Origin of the sequence: Actinomycetospora sp. CA-084318, assembly GCF_050955885.1 — a bacterium.
In the GTDB taxonomy this organism is placed as follows: Bacteria; Actinomycetota; Actinomycetes; order Mycobacteriales; family Pseudonocardiaceae; genus Actinomycetospora.
Genome location: NZ_CP192098.1, coordinates 353,988 through 374,051, shown reverse-complemented (window position 1 = coordinate 374,051; position 20,064 = coordinate 353,988). Strand labels below are relative to the sequence as shown.

The 20,064-nt window shown below is 75.3% G+C and carries 17 protein-coding genes and 1 tRNA gene; 9 read left to right on the top strand and 9 right to left on the bottom strand.

The annotated features are described in order from the left end of the window. Window positions 1-20 precede the first annotated feature (20 nt). The 4 genes from ACQPYX_RS01795 to ACQPYX_RS01780 are packed head-to-tail and all read right to left on the bottom strand — an operon-like array spanning window position 21 to window position 3,770. On the bottom strand, window positions 21-2,402 hold the full coding sequence (locus ACQPYX_RS01795; protein WP_433801195.1) for a hypothetical protein: 2,382 nt from the start codon (window positions 2,400-2,402) through the stop codon (window positions 21-23). Further along, window positions 2,395-3,105, bottom strand: coding sequence for a hypothetical protein (locus ACQPYX_RS01790; protein ID WP_433801194.1), 711 nt, complete (start codon window positions 3,103-3,105; stop codon window positions 2,395-2,397). Before ACQPYX_RS01790 ends, ACQPYX_RS01795 begins: the two co-directional genes overlap by 8 nt. 48 nt (window positions 3,106-3,153) lie before the next feature. Continuing rightward, complete coding sequence (locus ACQPYX_RS01785; protein WP_230757119.1) at window positions 3,154-3,612, bottom strand: RidA family protein; 459 nt, start codon at window positions 3,610-3,612, stop codon at window positions 3,154-3,156. Further along, window positions 3,609-3,770, bottom strand: a complete 162-nt coding sequence (locus ACQPYX_RS01780; protein ID WP_179796080.1) for a DUF4177 domain-containing protein — start codon at window positions 3,768-3,770, stop codon at window positions 3,609-3,611. The genes ACQPYX_RS01785 and ACQPYX_RS01780 overlap by 4 nt, the downstream gene beginning before the upstream one ends. A 92-nt stretch (window positions 3,771-3,862) precedes the next feature. Here ACQPYX_RS01780 and ACQPYX_RS01775 point away from each other — a divergent pair, with 92 nt between their 5' ends. Then, complete coding sequence (locus tag ACQPYX_RS01775; protein WP_433801193.1) at window positions 3,863-4,915, top strand: ArsA-related P-loop ATPase; 1,053 nt, start codon at window positions 3,863-3,865, stop codon at window positions 4,913-4,915. Next, window positions 4,905-6,065 (top strand): ArsA family ATPase, encoded by a 1,161-nt coding sequence (locus ACQPYX_RS01770; protein WP_433801192.1) that lies wholly within the window; start codon window positions 4,905-4,907, stop codon window positions 6,063-6,065. Before ACQPYX_RS01775 ends, ACQPYX_RS01770 begins: the two co-directional genes overlap by 11 nt. Before the next feature lie 32 nt (window positions 6,066-6,097). On the opposite strand, the gene ACQPYX_RS01765 is transcribed toward ACQPYX_RS01770, so the two are convergent. Then, window positions 6,098-6,436 (bottom strand): WhiB family transcriptional regulator, encoded by a 339-nt coding sequence (locus ACQPYX_RS01765; protein WP_433801191.1) that lies wholly within the window; start codon window positions 6,434-6,436, stop codon window positions 6,098-6,100. A 206-nt stretch (window positions 6,437-6,642) separates the two neighbouring features. On the opposite strand from ACQPYX_RS01765, the gene ACQPYX_RS01760 reads away from it, so the two are divergent. The 5 genes from ACQPYX_RS01760 to ACQPYX_RS01740 all read left to right on the top strand — a co-directional run bounded on the left by ACQPYX_RS01760 (window position 6,643) and on the right by ACQPYX_RS01740 (window position 12,229). Then, window positions 6,643-9,033, top strand: coding sequence for a penicillin-binding protein (locus ACQPYX_RS01760; RefSeq protein ID WP_433801190.1), 2,391 nt, complete (start codon window positions 6,643-6,645; stop codon window positions 9,031-9,033). Between the two features lie 16 nt (window positions 9,034-9,049). After that, on the top strand, window positions 9,050-10,057 hold the full coding sequence (locus ACQPYX_RS01755) for a metallophosphoesterase (RefSeq protein ID WP_433801189.1): 1,008 nt from the start codon (window positions 9,050-9,052) through the stop codon (window positions 10,055-10,057). Between the two features lie 23 nt (window positions 10,058-10,080). Then, window positions 10,081-10,154 (top strand) — tRNA-Pro (locus ACQPYX_RS01750). 309 nt (window positions 10,155-10,463) lie between these two features. After that, the gene (locus ACQPYX_RS01745) at window positions 10,464-11,174 is read left to right on the top strand and encodes a hypothetical protein (RefSeq protein WP_433801188.1); all 711 of its coding nucleotides are present in this window, start codon (window positions 10,464-10,466) and stop codon (window positions 11,172-11,174) included. Beyond that, window positions 11,171-12,229: a carbohydrate-binding protein CenC gene (locus ACQPYX_RS01740; protein WP_433801187.1), complete on the top strand. Its 1,059-nt coding sequence runs from the start codon at window positions 11,171-11,173 to the stop codon at window positions 12,227-12,229. Before ACQPYX_RS01745 ends, ACQPYX_RS01740 begins: the two co-directional genes overlap by 4 nt. Here ACQPYX_RS01740 and ACQPYX_RS01735 read toward each other — a convergent pair. Then, complete coding sequence (locus tag ACQPYX_RS01735) at window positions 12,226-13,242, bottom strand: alcohol dehydrogenase (protein ID WP_433801186.1); 1,017 nt, start codon at window positions 13,240-13,242, stop codon at window positions 12,226-12,228. The two genes, ACQPYX_RS01740 and ACQPYX_RS01735, sit on opposite strands and share 4 nt — an antisense overlap. A 161-nt stretch (window positions 13,243-13,403) precedes the next feature. Here ACQPYX_RS01735 and ACQPYX_RS01730 point away from each other — a divergent pair, with 161 nt between their 5' ends. Both ACQPYX_RS01730 and ACQPYX_RS01725 read left to right on the top strand, forming a co-directional pair. Beyond that, window positions 13,404-15,863 (top strand): glycerol-3-phosphate 1-O-acyltransferase, encoded by a 2,460-nt coding sequence (locus tag ACQPYX_RS01730; protein ID WP_433801185.1) that lies wholly within the window; start codon window positions 13,404-13,406, stop codon window positions 15,861-15,863. Next, window positions 15,850-17,313, top strand: a complete 1,464-nt coding sequence (locus tag ACQPYX_RS01725) for an HAD-IB family hydrolase (RefSeq protein ID WP_433801184.1) — start codon at window positions 15,850-15,852, stop codon at window positions 17,311-17,313. The genes ACQPYX_RS01730 and ACQPYX_RS01725 overlap by 14 nt, the downstream gene beginning before the upstream one ends. A 4-nt stretch (window positions 17,314-17,317) precedes the next feature. Here the strand turns inward: ACQPYX_RS01725 and ACQPYX_RS01720 are convergent, their stop codons facing one another. From ACQPYX_RS01720 to ACQPYX_RS01710, 3 genes are all read right to left on the bottom strand, one after another. After that, window positions 17,318-18,703 carry an amino acid permease gene (locus ACQPYX_RS01720; RefSeq protein ID WP_433801183.1) on the bottom strand — a complete coding sequence of 462 codons (1,386 nt, stop codon included), beginning with the start codon at window positions 18,701-18,703 and terminating at the stop codon, window positions 17,318-17,320. A 38-nt stretch (window positions 18,704-18,741) separates the two neighbouring features. After that, window positions 18,742-19,479 carry an enoyl-CoA hydratase gene (locus ACQPYX_RS01715; protein ID WP_433801182.1) on the bottom strand — a complete coding sequence of 246 codons (738 nt, stop codon included), beginning with the start codon at window positions 19,477-19,479 and terminating at the stop codon, window positions 18,742-18,744. A gap of 102 nt (window positions 19,480-19,581) precedes the next feature. Continuing rightward, window positions 19,582-20,061, bottom strand: coding sequence for a winged helix-turn-helix transcriptional regulator (locus ACQPYX_RS01710; protein WP_433801181.1), 480 nt, complete (start codon window positions 20,059-20,061; stop codon window positions 19,582-19,584). Window positions 20,062-20,064 lie beyond the last annotated feature (3 nt).

Below are 20,064 nucleotides of genomic sequence, written 5' to 3'. Positions count from 1 at the left end.
AGGGCGCGACGCGTCCCGGCTCACGACGCCGGGTCGGGTCCCCCGGGCAGGCCGTGGCCGTTGGTCCGCCCCGGGTGCGGCCCCTGACCGTTGCGCCGCTCCGGCGGCGGGCCGGCCGGACGCGGGGGCTGCGGGGGCTGGGGCTGCGGGGGGCGGGGCGCCTGCGGCCGGCCCGCCGGGCCCGCGAACGGGTCGGTCCCCTCGGCGCGCTCCCGCTGGGCGAGCTCCTCGTGCAGGCGCGCCAGCAGTTCGCGTTCGCGGTCGGAGAGCTGGGCGACCGAGTCGTCAGTGTCCGGCGACCACGCGCCGGTCACCTCGGACTTTGCCGGAGCCGGCGGGGTCTCCGGCCCGGGCCGGTACGCGGGCGACGTCGGCGGCGGAGTCGGCGGCGGCGTCCAGGCGGCCTGCTCCTGCGGCCAGGCGGGGGCGTCGGCGGCCCAGGGCGGGGCGACATCCCCGCCCGCACGCGGCGCCGGGCCCTCCCGGCGGGTCGGCGTCACGTCGGTCGTCCGCCCGGCGGCCCAGGCGACGGGGCCGGTCGCGGGCTCGTCGGGGTCCGGCGGCGTCGCGGGCACCGCGTCGTGCCGGTGTCCGTTCGTCCCGAGCGTCACGGGCTCCTCGCCGATCTCCACCGGCGAGGTGAAGAGCCGCTCCGGGCCGGGGCGGTCCCCCGTGACGGGCGCGCCCGGCCAGGCGGGACCGGATCCGGCGCCGTAGCGCGCGTCGTGCCCGAACGGCGTGGGCGGGCCGCCGTCCTCGGGGCGGGCCCCGCGGTGCCGGGCGCGCGGGAGCCGGTCGGCGTCGTCGCCGGCGTCGTCGCCGGCGTCGTCCGGGCCCGCAGCGGCGACGGAGGCGACGGCGGTGCCCTCGGGCGGGGTCGGCTCGCCCGCCGCCTCTGCGGCGTCGGGCGTCGGGTGGTCGCCGAGGTGGTGCCCGTTCACGGGCGGGGCGGGACGCGGCGGCCGGGCGAGGAAGGCGTCGGTCCCGGGGTCGACCTCGGGGGTCCGGCCGTGCCGTCCCACCGGCTCGTCCACGACCGCCGCGGCGTCGGACCCGTCCGCCGGCTCCTCCGCCGGCACCGGCTCGTCGTCGTCGGGACGGGTCGGCTCGAGGCGCGTGGACTCGAGGGTCTCGGGCGGCAGCGGCGCCGAGAAGTCCTCGGGCACCGGGCGCGCCCAGAGGGCCGCGATCCGGCGGGCGGTCAGTGAGAGGTCGTCGTCGATGGACGTCTCCGGCACGGCCTCCGGCTCCTCGACGGGGACCTCCGGCTCCTCGACGGGGACCTCGGGCGCCGCGGCCGCCGCGGCCGCCGGGGGCTCGTCGGCGGCCGGCTCGGGCTCGGGCTCGACGACGGGGCTCTCGGGTCGCGAGGCCTCCACCGGCGGCGCGCTGATCCGGGAGGTGCCCGCGTCGGCCACCGTCCGCCAGGTCTCCCCGTCCTCCCGGACGACCTCCGGGGTGCGGGTGGGCAGGGGGTCGGCGGTGCCGAGCGGGCGTGCAGCCGCGAGCGCGTCGCGGTGGTAGGCGGGCAGCGTGATCTCGGAGGCGAACACCTCGACGGAGGTGCCGCCCAGCCCCCGCGCGGCGTGCGCGAGGTGGTGGACGACGTGGTCGCAGTCGTCGGGCTCGGCGGTCTCGACGAGGACCACGCGGTGCGGGACCGGGCCGGGCGCCGCACCGGCGGGGGTCACCCGCCAGCTCTCCCGCACCGACACCACGCCGGACAGCCGACGGGCGGCCCGGGCGAGCGGCGCGGCCGGGGCCGCACCCGCCGTCGTCGGGACGAAGCGGTGGCCGGAGCGCCGCAGCGCGTCCGGGTCGACCGGGAGGCCGGCGAGCAGGTCCGGGTCGACCCGCGCGGCGGCGAACCAGGGCGCGAGGACGCCGCGTTCGTCGGGGCTCAGCCCGACCTCGTCGGCGAGCAGGCAGCCGCCGAGCAGCTCCGCGGCCTCGGCGTCGTCCTCGGCCGCGACCATCTCGCGGACCGCGGTGAGGGCGTCGTCGTCGATCCGCCCGGCGAGCCCGAGCAGCACCTCGTGCAGTCGGCCCGGGGAGGGCGGCCCGTCGTCGGGACGGCGGTCGTCGCCCGACGGGGACGGCGGCGAGGTGCGGGTCGCCGGGGCCTCGCGGGGGGTGTCGGGCGTCGGGTCGCGCAGCACCGCGCCCTCGGCGGGCTCGGAGCGGGTCGGCTCGGGCACGTCCACGTGCGGCGCGGCCTCGACGTGCGGGGCCTCGTCGAGCGGCTCCTCCCCGCCCGCGGACCGGCGGCGCTGCTCGGCGACGCGCCGCCACGCGGCGAGGGCGACCGGGTCGCGGCCACCGCGGGGCCGTCCGGGCCGCTCGGGCACCTCCGGCCGCTCCGGGTGCGGCCCGTCGGGATGCGGGACTCCGGCCTCAGCCATGGCGCACCAGCTCCGGGGGTGACGTCGGGACGCCCGAGCGGGGATCCGGCAGTCGGGCGTGGTCGGACGCGTCGGGTGCCGCGGCCCCACCCGCCCGCCAGAGGACGTCCGACGCGGCGAGCGCCGCGCGGTGGTAGCCGGTGGTCGGCGTGCCCGCCCCGATCACCTCGACGCACGGGGCCGCGTCGCCGTGGGCGCGCAGGGCCCGCTGCACGATCCCGGTGAGGGCGGCGAGGTCGCCGGCGGCGCTCACGAGCACGACCCGCGCGCCGTCCGCCCGCCACGCGCGGCGGACCTCCCCCACGTCCCCGGCGGCCGGCACGACGGCGCGCAGCACCAGGTCGGCGGCGTCCCACGGCGCGGCGCCGGGCTCGGCGAAGACCGGCGCGGGCTCCGGTGCGACCTCGGCGTGCAGCACCGCGTCGACGAGCCGCGACGAGCCGCGCCAGGCCGAGACGGCGTCCCGGAGCAGCTCGCGCTCGACGTCGGTGACCCCGGCCCGGTGACGCAGCAGCGTGCGGGGCACGGCCGTGCGCAGCGCGGTGTCGGCCCCCGCGGCGAGCCAGTCCCGCAGGCGCCAGAGCGCGTGGTCGGGGACGCGGCCGGCGAGCGCGACCAGCAGGTCGTGGCACGCCCGGGCGCCGGGCCGACCGCGGTCGGCGGTGCCCGTGGTGTCCGCTGCGTCCGAGCCCGTGCTCGACACGTCCCTACCCCCTACCGCCGCGGCGGGTCCGCGGCACTCGTCACCAGCTCACGCGAGGTCGACGACGACCTCAACCTCGACGGGGGCACCCAGCGGCAGCGCCGCCACCCCGATCGCCGAGCGGGCGTGTTCGCCCGCCGGGCCGAACACCTGGCCCATCAGCTCGGAGGCGCCGTTCACCACCTGGGGCTGGCCGCCGAACCCGGGCGCGGACGCCACGAAGCCGACGATCTTGGCCACCGAGGCGACCGCGTCCAGCCCGACCAGCGCGTCGATGGCGGCCAGCGCGTTGAGCGCGGCGATCCGGGCGTAGGCGGCGGCGTCGTCCACCGACACGTCCGCGCCGACCAGCCCGGTCGCGGGGAGCTCGCCGCCGACCAGCGGGAGCTGCCCCGAGGTCCAGACCTGCGCGCCGACCCGCTTGGCGGGGACGTAGATCCCCTTCGGCGGGGCGACCGGCGGCAGCTCGACGCCGAGCTGCGCGAGCCGCGCGGTCGGGCTCGTCACGACAGCGGTCGCTTGAGGTAGGCCACGTGCTGCTCGCCGGTCGGGCCGGGGAGCACGGTGACGAGCTCCCACCCGTCGGAACCCCACTGGTCGAGGATCTGCTTGGTGGCGTGGGTGAGCAGGGGGACGGTCGCGTACTCCCACGTCTGGGCACTCATGGACGCGAGGGTAGATGTCGGGACGACCGGTGTGACCCAGCCCCTCCGGCCGGGGCCCGCGTCCCGGCGGGCACGGTCCTACGCTGGTCGCCGTGAGCACTCAGCGGCAGTCCGGAGGTGTCGGCCTCTTCGACGAGGCCGGCGTCGAGCGGTGGCCGGACGCCCTCGCCGGGGCTCGTCTGCACGTGGTGACCGGGAAGGGCGGCACGGGGAAGTCCACGCTCGCCGCCGCCCTCGCGTTGGCCCTGGCCGCCGGTGGCGGCCGCACCCTGCTCGTCGAGGTCGAGGGGCGGCAGGGCATCGCCCAGCTCTTCGACACCCCGCCGCTGCCCTACGCCGAGCAGCGCATCGCGGTGGCCCCGGACGGCGGTGAGGTCCGCGGCCTCGCGGTCGACGCCGAGGAGGCCCTGCTCGAGTACCTCGAGATGTTCTACAACCTCGGGCTCGCCGGCCGGACCCTGCGCCGCATGGGCGCGGTGGAGTTCGCGACGACGCTCGCGCCCGGTCTGCGCGACGTGCTGCTCACCGGCAAGGTCAAGGAGTGCGTCGGCCGCACGGTCGGCGAGGACCGCCGCGGGCGCGGGTCGCGCCAGCCGCTGTACGACGCCGTCGTCCTGGACGCGCCGCCCACCGGGCGGGTGGTGAAGTTCCTCGACGTCACGAAGGCGATGGGGACGCTCGCGCGCACCGGACCGATCCGGTCGCAGAGCGAGGGCGTCGTCGCGCTGCTGCACTCGCCGCAGACGGTGGTGCACGTCGTCTCCCAGCTCGAGGACCTGCCGGTGCAGGAGACCCTGGACACCGTCGCCGAGCTCGCCGAGGCCAACCTGCCGCCGGGCGCGGTGATGGTGAACCGGGTGCGGCCGGCCCGCCTGCCGGTGGCCGACCGGGTCGACGAGGGCGGGCTGCGCGCCGGCCTCGAGGCCGCCGGGCTGTTCCTCAAGGACGACGAGGTGGGCGGGCTGCTCACCGAGGTCTCCGAGCACACCGACCGGCTCGCGGTCGAGTCCGGCGTCCGGTCGCGGCTCGACGCCGCGGGCATGCCGCAGATCGAGCTGCCCGAGCTCGCCGACGGCGTCGACCTGGGCGGGCTCTACGAGCTCGCGGAGCTGCTGCGCGAGCAGGGGGTGCGCCATGACCGCTGAGACCGTCCCGGACGCCGGACGCGGCCGCCGCCCGGAGCACCTCGACCTCGACGCCCTGATCGACGACCGCTCGACCCGCGTGGTCGTCTGCTGCGGCTCCGGCGGCGTCGGCAAGACGACGACGGCGGCCGCCCTCGCGCTGCGGGCCGCCGGCCGCGGACGCCGCGTCGTCGTGCTCACGATCGACCCGGCGAAGCGCCTGGCCCAGTCGATGGGCCTCGAGGAGCTCGACAACGAGCCGCGGGTGGTGCCCGGCGCCGACTCGGCGGAGGGCGGCGAGCTGCAGGCGATGATGCTCGACATGCGCCGGACCTTCGACGAGATGGTCTCCGGCCACACCACGCCCGACCGGGCGCAGGCGATCTTCGACAACCCCTTCTACCAGACCATCTCCTCGTCCTTCTCCGGGACGCAGGAGTACATGGCCATGGAGAAGCTCGGACAGCTGGCCGCCACCGGCCGGTGGGACCTCATCGTCGTGGACACCCCGCCGTCGCGGTCGGCGCTGGACTTCCTGGACGCCCCGCAGCGGCTGTCGTCGTTCCTCGACGGCCGCATGATCCGGCTGCTCTCCGCGCCCGCCCGGGCCGGTGGCAGCGCCCTGCGCAAGCTCGTCGGCTCGACGTTCAACCTGTTCGCCAAGGCCGTCTCGACGATCCTCGGCGGCCAGATGCTCGCCGACGCCTCGGCCTTCGTGCAGGCGTTCGACACGCTGTTCGGCGGCTTCCAGGAGCGCGCGAACGCGACCTACCAGCTGCTCCGCGCCCCGGGCACCGCGTTCCTCGTGGTGGCCGCGCCGGAGCCGGACGCCCTGCGCGAGGCCTCCTACTTCGTCGAGCGGCTCGGCACCGAGCGGATGCCGCTCGCGGGCATGGTGCTGAACCGGACCCACCCGGTGCACGCGACGCTGTCGGGTGCCCGGGCCCGGGAGGGCGCCGAGGCGCTCGAGGCCGCGCGGGGCGACGCCACGACCGCGGCCGTGCTGCGCCTGCACGCCGACCGGGTGGAGACCGCCGAGCGTGAGCGCCGCGTGCTCGCCCGCTTCACCCGCGCGCACCCGGCCGTGCCGATCGTGGACGTGCCCGCGATGGCCACGGACGTGCACGACCTCGCCGGTCTGCGCGCCATCGGGGACCTGCTGAGTTCCTGACGACGCGTCGGGCGCTGCCGGGCCCGCGCGGCTCAGCCCACCTGGCGGCGGGCCGGACGTCCGGGTGCCGGCGCCGGCTGCTGCGGGCGCAGCGCCGCCCGGCGGGCCGCCTCGAGCAGCGCCGACCACGACACGACGTCGGGGCGGCGCTTGAGCAGCGCCCGGCGCTCCCGCTCGGTCATCCCGCCCCAGACGCCGAACTTGATCCGGTTGTCCAGGGCGTGCGCCAGGCACTCGGTGCGCACCGGGCACGCCCGGCACACCTCGCGCACGTCGCGCTGCTGTGCACCCTGCACGAACAGGGTGTCGGGGTCCTCGTGGCGGCACCGTGCCTCGTGCCGCCAGTTCGTCGTGCCCGCCTCGTCGTCCACGTCATCCCGCCCTCGTACGGCCCCACGGCTCCCGGCGGCCCCGACCACCGGTGCGCCCGGCCCCGCCGGCCGTGCGCGCGCCCCTCCATGGGCTCCGACGCACTCTAGGTTCGAACGGTTCCACCGACCAAGGCCGAAAACGGATCTGTTGTGCGAACACCGCGGGGAGCACGAAGCACACCTCGGGGCCAGTAACCTGGACACCGATGACTGGGGGAACGGGAACCGACCCGGACGACGGCGGCCGGCGCGGGCTCGCGGCGCGCCCACTGGCGCGGCTGCTGGGGCTCTGCCTGGTCGCCGGGCTGATCCTCGCGGGGATCACCTTCCCGCTGGTGGGCGGCGTGGGGCTGATCTCGAACGACGCGAGCGACACCGTCAGCGCCACCTCGTCCGACCTCGCCGCGGGCCAGCTCCCGCTCGTGACCACGGTGACCGACCGGCAGGGCGCCCCGATCGCCTACCTGTACGACCAGAACCGGCAGAACACGCCGCTGGAGCAGATCTCCGCGACGATGCGGGCCGCGATCGTCGCGATCGAGGACCGCCGGTTCTACGAGCACGACGGCGTGGACTGGACCGGCACGCTGCGCGCCCTGGTGACCAACCAGTCCGCGGGCTCCACCCAGCAGGGCGCCTCGACGCTCACGCAGCAGTACATCAAGAACTACCAGCTCTACGTCACCGCGCGGAGCGCGTCGGAGCGGCTGAAGGCCACCGAGGCCACCTACGCCCGCAAGCTGCGCGAGGTCCGGGTCGCGCTGCAGCTCGAGCGTCAGCTGGCCGAGGGCACCTCGAAGCGCGAGGCGAAGGACGAGATCCTCCAGCGCTACCTCAACATCGTGTTCCTCGGGAACAACTCCTACGGGGTGGGCGCCGCCGCGCGCACCTACTTCAACACCACGCCGGACCGCCTGACGATCCCGCAGGCCGCGATGCTCGCCGGGATGGTCCAGTCGACCGCCCAGTTCGACCCGGTCGCGCACCCGCAGGCCGCCACCGGCCGACGCAACGAGGTCATCAACCAGATGCGGCTGCAGGGGATGATCACCCCGCAGCAGGCGCAGGAGGCCACCGCCAGCCCGTTGGGCGTCAGCAGCGCCGCCCCGCCCGCCAACGGCTGCATCGGCGCGGGCGACGCCGCGTTCTTCTGCAAGTACGTCGTGGACTACCTCGGCCAGGCGGGTCTCTCGACCGAGCAGCTCAACCGCGGCGGCTACACGATCCGCACCACGCTCGACCGCACCGCCCTGACCGCGATGACCACGGCGCTGCGCGACGAGGTGCCGGCCCAGCAGCGCAACGTCGCCGACGTCATGGCCGCGGTCGCGCCGGGGCAGGACCGCCACGAGGTCACCGCCATGGGGTCGAACCGCGTGTTCGGCGTGGACGGGGCCGCGCTGGAGACCAGCTACGGCCTGCCGTGGGAGCCGGTCAACCTCGGCGCCGGGTCGGTCTACAAGGTCTTCACGGCGGCCACGGCGCTCGACAAGGGTCTCGGCATCGACTACCAGATGCAGATCCCGCCGGACGGCTACGCGTCCCCGATCTACCGCGACGGGCAGGGCAACCCGTTCCCGGTCCGCAACGCGGGGAGCTACGCGCCGGTGCTCTCGATGACCGACGCCCTCGCCCAGTCCCCGAACACCGGCTTCGTCAAGCTGATGGAGTACACCGGCGTCGCGCCGGTGGTCGACATGGCCGTGAAGCTGGGCATGCGCTCGCTCGCCGAGCCCCAGGGCAACGGCGGCAAGTCGATCGCCGAGATCGCCAAGGAGCAGAACCAGGGCTCGTTCACCCTCGGTGTCACGCCCACCAGCGTGCTCGAGCTCTCCAACGTCGGCGCCACCCTGGCCTCGCGCGGGAAGTGGTGTCCGCCGACGCCGATCGTCGGGATCACCGGCCCCGACGGCGCCGCGGTGCCGGTCTCGGAGCAGCCCTGCGAGCAGGTCGTCCCGCCGACCCTCGCGGACACCCTGATGAACGGCATGAGCAAGGACGACCAGCCCGGCGGGACCTCCGCGGCGGCCGCCGCCGAGAACGGCTGGACCCGGCCGATGTCGGGCAAGACCGGCACCACGCAGCAGAACAAGTCGGCGGCGTTCCTGGGCTTCACGCCCGGCATCGCCGGCGCGGTGATCACCTTCGACGACTCGTCGTCGCCGCGACCGCTGTGCGACGGCGGCGGCGACTCCCCGCCCTTCGCCTGCTCCAGCGGCAACATCTTCGGTGGCAAGACGCCGGCGCGGACCTGGTACAAGGCGATGAACCCGATCGTCGGCCCCACGCCGGTCCAGCCGCTCCCGCCGACGGACCCGCGCTACGTGCAGGGCGGCACGAACGAGCAGATCCCCGAGGTCACCGGGCAGCAGGTCGACGCGGCCGAGCAGACGCTGCGCGAGGCCGGGTTCACGGTCGTGCGCAGTTCGGTCGCGAACCGGGCGCCCGCCGGTACCGTGGTGGGGCAGTCCCCGCGCGGGTCGGCGCTGCCCGACCAGGCCATCACGCTGCAGGTCGCCAGCGGCACCGTGCCCGCGCCGCCCCCGCCACCGGGTGCCGTGGCGGCCCCGGCGCTCGGCCCGGCACCGGGGAACTGACGACACGGAGGATCGGGTGGCGGACCTCGCCGGGCTCGTCCGGACGACGGGGCGCCTCGCCCTGGGAGCGACCGCCGCCGGCGCCCTCGGGCTCGGCTACGCCACGGTGGTCGAGCGGCACTGGTTCGCGCTGCGGCGCGTGACGATGCCGGTGCTCGCGCCCGGAGCGAGCGCGCTGCGCGTGCTCCACGTCTCCGACCTGCACCTGCGCCCCGGGCAGCGGCTCGAGGAGCGGTTCGTCGCCGGCCTCGCCGACCTCGAGCCGGACCTCGTCGTGGACACCGGGGACAACCTCTCCCACCCGCGGGGCGTCCCCGTGGTCCTGCGGGCCCTCGGGCGGCTGCTCGACCGGCCCGGGGTCTTCGTGTTCGGCAGCAACGACTACCACGGTCCGCGCCCGAAGAACCCGGCGAACTACCTGTTCAAGCCCGAGCACCGTGTCCTCGGCCCGGAGCTGCCCTGGCGGGACCTGCGGGCGGCGTTCGTGGAGCGCGGCTGGCAGGACGCGACGCACACCCGCCTCGACCTCACGGTCGCCGGGCAGCGGATCGCGGTCGCCGGGGTGGACGACCCGCACATCGGCCGCGACGACCACGACCGCATCGCCGGGCCCGCCGACCCGTCCACCGCCTCCGGCGACGAGCCGCCGGTCCTGCGGCTGGGCCTCACCCACGCCCCCGAGCCCCGCGTGCTCGACGGGTTCGCCGCGGACGGCTACGACCTCGTGCTCGCCGGCCACACCCACGGCGGCCAGCTCTGCCTGCCCGGGTACGGCGCACTGGTCACGAACTGCGGGATCGACCGCAGCCGGGTCAAGGGACCGTCGCGCTGGGGAGCGCACACCCGCCTGCACGTCTCCGCCGGCCTGGGGACCTCCCCCTGGGCACCCGCACGCTTCTGCTGCCGGCCGGAGGCGACGCTGCTCGAGCTGGTCCCGGCCCGCGGCGGGACGCGGACGGCCACCGGGGCGACGGTGGGCGGGGACACCCGGCCCCCGTCCCGGCCCGTCGGACCCACCAGGTAGGCTCTGAACCAGAGCGACACGCTCGGGGTGTGGCGCAGCTTGGTAGCGCGCCTCGTTCGGGACGAGGAGGTCGTGGGTTCGAATCCCGCCACCCCGACACACACGGTCCGGCCCCGGTTCTCCCAGGAGAGCCGGGGCCGTTCTCGTTCCCGGACCCGGCGGCTATCTCCTCGATCACATGGTCCCGGGAACGAATTGGTCACCGGGAGGTAACGGTGCCATCCTCTCCCCCGATACCTCGTACGGGTGACGCCCGAAGGGGCGTCGATCACCGATCGGGGACGGCAGGGAACGAATCATGGCGAATCACCGCGCGACGGACGGACCAGCGCGCCGCTACACGGTGCTCGATTCCGCCGATCGGAGGCTTCCCGGCGCCCTCCCGTCACCCCGAGGGACGATCGCCGTGCCCGCCCCGCGCACCGTCGCCGCGCCACGGCCGGTGCCGACCTCGCGCCCCTGGCCGGCGGCCGACTCCGAGGCGGTCACCGTGCACACGCCGTCCGCCGCCGCGCCGGCCCGACGGAGCGCCCCGGAGGACATCCGCGGCGCGACGGCGCAGCGCAGCTCCGCCGACGACATCTCCGCGCGCGCCACCACGACGCTCATCCCGAACTCGCCCGGCGACCGGGCGAAGGCCGGCCCGATCTTCGTCGACGGCAGCGGCCGCCGCGCCCGCCGCTTCAAGGGCCTCGCCGTCGCCGCGGCCACGCTCGCCGCGGGCTACGTCGGCGTCGTCGTCACCGGGGCACTCGCCGGCGCGACCGGACCGGTCGGCGGCGGCCCCGCCCCCGTCGCGAACGGCGCCTCGCTCGCGCCCGCGGCCCCGGCGGTCCCGGCCCCCGTGCCGAGCCCGATCGTCGCGACCCCGGCCGACGACGTCACGACGACGACGAAGGCACCGGCGAAGAAGAGGACCACGACCCCGAAGAAGGTCGCGCCGCGCACCACCGCGCCGAAGAAGGTCGCGCCGGCCCCGGTCGTGCCCGCACCCGCCCCGGCCCCCGTCGTGCCGGCCCCGGTGGTGCCGAAGGACGAGGTCGAGACCCCGGTCGTGCCCGAGCAGCCCCAGCAGAAGCCCGCCACCGCCGGGAACCCCACGCTGCAGAACACGTGATCGTCGCCCTGCGCGCCGCGCTCGCCGGCGCGCTGCTGACCGTGCTGCTCGTGGTCCTCGCGGTGCTGCCCTCGCCGGTGCGCACCGCCCAGAGTTCCCCCGCGGCCGCTCCCGACGACACGGCGACCGCCGCGCCGACCCGGCCCGGGCCGCGGGCACCCGACGGCCCCCTGCCGACCACCCGGGTGGCGCCCTACGTCGACCTGACGACGCCGCCGCTGCCCGACCCCGGTGCCGTCGCAGACGCCTCCGGTCAGCGCGACGTGGTCCTCGCGTTCGTGCTCGCCGGCTCCGGGTGCACCCCCACCTGGGGCGGCACCACCCCGTTGACCGACCCGGCCGTCCAGGCCTCGATCGCCGGGCTGAAGAGCCGCGGCGGCACGGTCACGGTGTCCTCCGGCGGCGCGGTGGGCGACTACCTCGAGACCCGGTGCCCGGACGCGGAGTCGCTGGCGGGCGCCTACGGGCAGGCGCTCGACGTCGTCGGGACCGACCACCTCGACGTCGACATCGAGACCGACAAGGGCCGCGCCGTGTCGACGGCGCGCGTCGCGGACGCGCTGCGCCTCCTGCAGGAGCGGCGGGGCGCCCGGATCACGCTGACCGTGCAGGTCGAGGGCGCGGACTCCGGGATGACCGACGACGCCCGCGAGCTCGTCGAGACCGTCTCCGCGCGGGGCGTCGCCGCCCGGGTCAACCTCATGGTCATGAACTTCGAGCAGCGCGGCGGCTGGGCCGAGTCGATGCTCGACGCCGCCGACCTCTCGCTCGCCGCCCTGCAGCGGCTGTGGCCGGGAAGCGACCCCGCCGACGTCGCCCGGCGGATCGGGCTGACGCCGATGATCGGCCGCAACGACACCGACGCCACCACCACGGTCGCCGACGCGGCCGCCGTGGTCGACGGCGCCCGCGACCGCGGCTACGGCTACGTCGGGGCCTGGTCGCTGCTGCGGGACAACGGGGGCTGTCCCGGCACCGCGACCGAGGCCGACGACTGCAGCGGGATCGCGCAGGAGCCCTGGGCGTTCACCCGGGCCCTGCAGCGGTTCGCCTAGTTCCCGGTGGTCAGCACCATCCGGAACCGGGCGTCGTTCGCCATCATCTTCGCGTAGGCCTCGCCCGCCCGCTCCAACGGCATCGTCTCGATCATCGGGCGCACGCCCGTGATCCGGGAGAAGTTCAGCGTGTCCTCGGAGTCCTTGGACGTGCCGGAGGGGTGGCCCGCGACCTGGGCGGCGGGCCCGATCAGCGACATCGCCTCGATGGTCAGGGGCGTCTCCGCGGCGCCCACGACGATCAGCTGACCGCGCGGCGCGAGACCCGGGACGAGCGCGGAGATCGCCCCGCCGTCGGTGGCGGTCGCGACGACCACCGTCGCCCCGCCCATGGTCGCGAGCGCCTCGCCGGGGTCGGTGGCCTCGGAGTCGACGTGCTGGTGGGCCCCGAGCTGCTTCGCCAGGTCGGCCTTGGCCGTGCCACGCGAGATCGCGACGACCTCGCAGCCCATCCGGGCCGCGAACTGGATCGCCAGGTGCCCGAGCCCGCCGATGCCCTGCACGGCGACGCGGTCGCCGGGACGGACGACGCTGGAGCGCAGCGCGTGGTAGGTCGTCACGCCGGCGCACAGCAGCGGCGCGGCCTCCTCGGCGGACAGCTCCTCGGGCACGCGGGCCAGCGCGTCGGCCGGCACGACGACGGCGTCGGCGTACCCGCCGTCGAAGGTCACGCCGGGGATGCGGCCGTTGGCGCAGGTGATGAAGTCGCCGCGCCGGCAGGACTCGCAGTGGTAGCAGGCGCCGCCGAACCAGCCCACGCCGACGCGGTCCCCGGGCTTCCAGTCCCCGCGCACGTGCTCGCCGACGGCGTCGACCAGCCCGACGATCTCGTGGCCGGGGACGATCGGGAACGGCGTCGCGTCCCCCATCACGCCCTCCTTGGCGAACATGTCCGAGTGGCAGACCCCGCAGGCCTGCACCGTCACCCGCACCTCGCCCTCGCCGGGCTCGGGCAGATCGCGCTCCACCAGCTCGAAGTCGCCGCCCGCCTGGGGCACCTGCACTGCACGCACGTCGTCACTCCATCGTCGTGGGACCTCGTCGCTCCGATGCGTACCCCTGCATCCGTGGCGCGACGCGTGACGATCAGCCCGGGCCCGTCCGCCGGGTAGGGTGGTCCCACCCACGTCCCGCCGTCTCGAGGCCGTGTGGTCCGGCGCGGGAGGTGCACACCGTGGGAGCAGATCCGGTCTCCGCCGCCTACCCCGTTCCCGACGACCGCTCGGGGCCGGTGGGGAGCGTCGCGCCCCGCGGCCCGGGCGCCCTCCCCGACTCCGGGGACCGCCAGCTCGTCGTCCTCGTCGACGCGCCCAGCGTGCTCGAGCGCCGCCTCATCGACCGGTGGCTCACCGCGAACCAGCCTGCCAACGGACGGACGGTGGAGACGGTCCCGGCCGAGGGCGGCGAGCTCGCCGCCCGCCTCACGCGCGGCGACAACCCGCTGCTCGTCCCGGTGCGCCTGGTGTGGGAGCCGGCCGGCGACGCCGTGCCCGCCAAGCCGCTGCTGCGCGTCCTCGACGCCGTCACCCGCCGCTCCAAGCTCCGCGACCGCGCCCGTGCCGCCCGCGCGCAGCAGGAGCGCACCGACCGGCAGCGCCACCGCGTGGTGGTGGGCCGCCCCGCCACGGTGCGCGAGCTGCTCGTGCGCCACCGCCGCGAGCGGATGTCCACCGAGACCGCGGACTTCGTCCGGTTCGTCACCCAGCAGGCCGCGCTCGCCCTCGACCGGGCGGAGCGCAGCGTGCTCGGCAACCGCTCGAAGGTGCCGCGGGAGGTGGCCGACCAGATCGTCGGCGGGGCCTACTTCGCCCGCGAGGTCCGGCGCCTCGCGCAGGAGACCGGCGAGCCCGAGGACCGGATCGCGGCCGAGGCGGAGAAGCAGCTGCAGGGGCTCGTCGCCGCCATGGACCCGACCGCGGTCGACATGTTCTCCGGTGTGCTGCGCCCCATGCACGAGCGGGCCTGGGAGGTCCACGCCGACACCAGTGGGCTCGAACCGCTGCGGGCGCTGAACGCCCAGCACGCGCTCGTGTTCCTGCCCTCGCACCGCTCCTACACCGACCCGTTCGTGCTCGCCGAGGTGCTGCGGGAGAACGACTTCCCGCGCAACCACGTCCTCGGCGGCAACAACCTGCGGATCTGGGGCCTGGAGTCGCTGGCCCGGCGCAGCGGGATCATCTTCATCCGCCGCAGCTTCGGCAAGGACTCCGTCTACAAGGCGATGGTCCGCGAGTACTTCTCGTGGCTGGCGGCCAAGCGCTTCAACCTCGAGTGGTACATGGAGGGCGGCCGCACCCGCACGGGCAAGCTGCGACCCCCGAAGTACGGGCTTCTCTCCGACGTCGCGCACGCGGTGGAGACCCGCCGCACCTCCGACGTGTTCCTGGTGCCGGTGTCGATCACGCACGACCAGCTCCAGGAAGTGCACCAGATGGCCGTCGAGCAGACGGGCGGCACGAAGACCCCCGAGGGTCTGCGGTGGCTCGCCGGGTACGCGCGGGCCCAGCGCCGCCGGGTCGGGTCGCTGCACGTCGCCTTCGGGGAGCCGCTGTCGCTGCGGCAGGCGCTCTCGACGGCGGGCGACCCGGCGTTGGAGCGCGACCCCGACCTCATCGACGGCGACGCCACCGACTCCGCCGCCCGCCGGCTCGCCCTGCAGAAGACGGCGTTCGAGGTCTTCGTGCGGATCAACCGGGTCACGCCGGTGACGCCGATCGCGATGGCCGCGCTCGCGCTGCTCGGCGTCCGCGACCGGGCGCTGACGCTCTCCCAGGTCCGCCGCGTCGTCGAGCCGGTGCTCGACTACGTCGAGGCCCGCAAGCTCCCGCACACCGGGATCGGGTCGCTGCGCACCAACGGCGGGATCGCCGAGGCGCTCCTGGCGCTGCGGCAGGAGAAGGTGGTCACCGCCTACACCGAGGGCACCGAGCCGGTGTTCTCGATCGAGCCCGGCCACCACATCGTCGCCGCGTTCTACCGCAACTCCGCGATCCACCACTTCGTCAACCGCGCGATCGTCGAGCTGTCGGTGCTCGAGGTCGACGACGCCGACGACGGGCGGGGCGCGCTCGCGGCGGGCTTCACCCACGCCCTCGCACTGCGCGACCTGCTCAAGTACGAGTTCTTCTTCCCCGACAAGGAGACCTTCCGCTCCGAACTCGCCGACGAGCTGACGCTGATCGACCCGGACTGGACCGAGGTCGGACGGCCCGTCGCGCGTACGAAGGAGATCCTGCTCGCGAGCAAGTTCCTGTGCGCCCACCGCGTCCTGCGCTCCTTCGTCGACGCCCAGTGGCTGCTCGCGCAGCGCCTCGCCGCGTGGGACGTGGCGACGCCGGTCGTCGACGACGAGCTCTTCGACGACTGCCTCGCGGTCGGCCGCCAGCTGCTGCTGCAGGGGCGGTTGCACGGCCCGGAGGCGTTGTCCCGCGAGTTGTTCGCATCAGCACTGCGCCTGGCGGGGAACAGGGGGCTCGTGCAGCTGCCCGACGACGCGACGCCCGAGGCCCTGGTGGGCCTCGCGACCCGTCGTCGGGACTTCGCCGAGGAGATCCGCGCCGTGGTCGGCCGGGTCGTGCGCATCGACGAGACCGATGCCCGTAACCGACAGGAGAGCACCGGTGTCAGGCCCTGACGTGTCGAGACCCAGCCCCGAGTCCCTGCTCGCCGACGTCCGCGACGCCCCCGAGGGACCGTCGGTCGGGGCGTTCTTCGACTTCGACGGCACCGTGATCGCCGGGTACTCGGTGGTCTCGTTCATGCGCCACCACATCACCCACCTCGACATCGACGTGCCCACCACGGTCCGCACGCTCGCGGCGGCGGGCAGCCAGTCGCTGGAGACCGAGGAGGACTTCACCAAGTTCCTCGGCATCACCCTGCGCAGCTGGGCCGGGCGCACGCCCGAGGAGCTGGAGAAGCTCGGGCGACAGCTGTTCCGCGACGAGATCGGGCCGTCGGTGTACCCGGAGGCCTGGCGCCTGGTGCGCGCCCACCTCGAGCGCGGGCACACCGTGGTGCTCGCGTCGTCGGCCACGCGCTTCCAGGTCGGGCCGGCCGCCGAGGCCCTCGGCGTCGACCACACCATCTACACGGCGCTGGAGGTCGGCGAGGACGGCCGGATCACCGGGCGCCCCGACGGCCGCAGCCCCTACGGCGAGGGCAAGGCCGCGGCGGTCAAGGACTTCGCCGCCGCCCACCAGATCGACCTCGAGGCGAGCTTCGCCTACTCCAACGGCAACGAGGACGTGCCCTTCCTCGCGACCGTCGGCCGCCCGACCGCGGTCAACCCGTCGTCGGGCCTGCGCCGCGCCGCGGCCGAGCGCGGCTGGCCGACCATCGACTTCCCGGGCCGGCCGTGGACCGGGCCGGTCGAGGTCGCCCGGACCGTCGGCACCTACGCCGGGATGATGGGCGGGTTCGTGACGGGGCTCGGGCTGGGGCTGCTCGGCGGCTCCCGGCGCGCGGGGCTCAACCTGGGCATCGGCCTCGGCGGCGACCTGTCGCTGCTCGCGTCCGGGGTGACCCTCGACGTCGTCGGCGGGCACCACATCTGGGAGAACCAGCCCGCGGTCTTCCTGTTCAACCACCAGAGCCAGCTCGACGTGCTGGTGCTCGGCGGGCTGCTGCGCGGCAACTTCGCGCCGGTGGCGAAGATGGAACTGGCCAACAACCCGCTCTTCGGCCCGCTCATGCGGCTGCTGGAGACGGCCTTCATCGACCGCGCCGACAACGCGCAGGCCCGCAAGGCCCTCGAACCCGCCGTCGAGCGGCTGCGCTCGGGCGTCTCGGTGGTCATCGCCCCCGAGGGCACGCGGTCGGCGACCCCGAGCCCGGGCCGGTTCAAGAAGGGCGCGTTCCACCTCGCGATGCAGGCGGGCGTCCCCGTGGTGCCGCTGGTGTTCCGCAACACCGGCGCCCTGATGAGCCGCAACGCCATGGTCATCCACCCCGGCACCGTGCAGGTGGCGGTGCTGCCGCCGATCGACGTGTCGTCGTGGGACCCGGCGGACCTGGACGCGAACGTGGAGGGCGTGCGGCAGCAGTACCTGGACACGCTGGCGAACTGGCCCGGCGAGGACTGACCCGTCAGCCGGTCCGGGCCCGGCGCCGGGTCGCGACCACCGACAGCACGACCACGAGGGCGGCGATCACGGCCGTCATCGCGAGGTCGAACCGGGACCCCTCGCGGGTGGCCATGTAGATCAGGATGACCGGGATGACGACGACCACGGCCCACGTCAGGTACGGGTAGCCCCACATCCGCACCGGCATCGTGACCCCGTCGCGCTCCAGGGCGCGGCGCAGCCGCAGCTGCGACACCGCGATCACGAGGTAGACCAGCAGCGCCACCGCGCCCGACGTCGCGAGCAGCGTCGAGAACACCTCCTCGGGGAAGGCGTAGTTCGCGACGACGGTGAGGAACCCGATCGCGGTCGACGCGAGCACGGCGACCCGCGGGACGCCACGGGTCGTGGTGCGGCAGACGGCGCGCGGCGCCCGGCCCCGCCGGCCGAGCGAGTAGATCATCCGCGAGGCGGTGTAGAGCGCGGAGTTCAGGCAGCTCGCGACGGCCACCAGCACGACGACGTCGACGATCGCCTTCGCGCCCGGGACGCCGAGCACCTCGAGTGCGGCCTGGTACGAGCCGTTCTCCGGCAGCCGCGGGTCGGTCCAGGGCACGATCATCACGACGAGCAGGATCGAGGCCAGGTAGAACAGCGAGATCCGCCAGATGACCGAGCGGGTGGCGCGGCCGATCTGGCGGGACGGGTCGTCGGACTCCGCGGCGGCGATCGTCACGATCTCGGTGCCCATGAAGCTGAACATGGTCACGAGCACCGCGGCGACGACCGCGCCGAGGCCGTTCGGCAGGAACCCGCCCTGGTCGACGAGCCGCGACACCCCGCCCACGTCGCCCGCCGGCACCGGGAGGATCCCGCTCACCACGAGCACGCCGAACACGATGAACGCGACGATCGCGATCACCTTGAGCAGGGCGAACCAGAACTCGAACTCGCCGTAGTTGGAGACGTCGAACAGGTTGGTCACGGTGAGCAGGACCGTGACGAGCAACGCCCACGTCCACTGCGGCACGGACGTGACCCACGAGTTGAGGATGGTGGCGGCCGCCGTGGCCTCGACGGGGATGACGAGCACCCAGAACCACCAGTAGAGCCAGCCGACGGTGAAGCCCGCCCACGGGCCGATCGCGCGCTCGGCGTAGGTGGAGAACGACCCCGAGTCGGGCTGCGCGGCGGCCATCTCCCCGAGCATCCGCATCACGAGCACCACGAGGGCGCCCGCGAACAGGTAGGAGAGCAGCACCCCCGGCCCCGCGGTGGCGATCGCCGAGCCGGAGCCGACGAACAGCCCGGCGCCGATCACCCCGGCGATGCTGATCATCGTGACGTGCCGGTTGCGCAGGCCCGCCCGCAGATCGGTGTCGGGTCGCGTCTCCGTCGTGTCGGCCATGGGCCCGCCTCCGCCCGCCTCGTGAGGTGGGTGTGAGGTTACTTCCGGACGAAGCGCGGCGCTCGTCGCTCCTCACGGGCGCGACGGCCCTCGACGAGATCCGCGCTGGCCCAGCACGCGCTGAACCCGGCGGCGACGGCGTCGAGCGTGACGGAGTCGATCGGGTCCTCCAGCAGCCGGTTCACCGCGAGCTTGTTGTAGGCGAGCGTGAGCGGGGCGAGCTCGGCGACCTCGGCGGCCCAGCTCAGCGCGGCCGCGCCGGGGTCGTCGGCGAGGCGGTCGACGAGGCCCACGGCCGCGGTGACGTCGAGCCGCTCGCAGGTCAGCAGCATCCGGCGGGCCGGACCCCCGCCGGCCAGCAGGGCGAGCCGGCGCACGGTCCACGGGTCGACGGCGAGGCCCAACGCGGCCGTCGGCAGCCCGAACACCGCCCGGTCGGAACACACGCGTAGGTCGGCCGCGAGCGCCAGCTGCGTGCCGGCGCCGATGGCCGGACCCTGCACCGCGGCGATCACCGGCACCTCGACCTCGACCAGCCGCTGCAGCACCGCGTAGAGCGCGTCGAGGAACCCGGCGTCCCCCACGGTGTCCAGGTCGGCGCCGGAGCAGAAGGCCGTGCCCTCACCGGTGAGCACCACCGCCCGGGCGCCCCCGGCGACGGCGGTGTCCAGGGCGGCGTGCAGGTCGCGGCAGTGCTCGGTGTCCAGGGCGTTGCGCCGCTCCGGGCGGACGATCCGCAGCTCGGTCACCGCGTCGTGGGCGTGCGTCTCGATCACGGCCCCAGGATGTCAGCCCCTGACCCATGGCAGGGAAGCGTCGTTGCTGTCACCGGATGACAGCAACGACGCTTTCCTGCCACCTCCGGGGGACACCCGGCGTCAGGAATCCACGGCCGCCGCGTACGCCGCCGCCAGCTGCTCGGTCGCCGACGGACCGTCCGGGGCCGGCGCGCCGAGGTGCACCGCGCGCAGCTCGGCCATGAAGTCCGCCCACAGCGGCGGGCCGCCCTCCTCGAGCAGCTCGGCCCGCACCCGCAGCGGCGTGGAGGTCTCCCGGTGCCGCAGCCCCCACGAGCCGAGGGCGGCGTAGACGGGGACGAGCTGGATCGCCGCCTCGGTCAGGCTGTACGTCGCCCGGCGGCCGCGGCCCGGGTCGTCCCGCGTGAGCAGCCCGCTCTCGACCAGGCGCTTCAGCCGGTCGGCCAGGATGTTCGAGGCGATCCCCTCCTGCGAGCCGGCCAACAGCTCCCGGAAGTGCCGACGGCCGCCGAAGGTGATGTCGCGGAGCACGAGCAGGCTCCAGCGGTCGCCGAACGCCTCCACCGCCTGGTTGATCGGACAGCCGGACCGCGTCTCCATGGT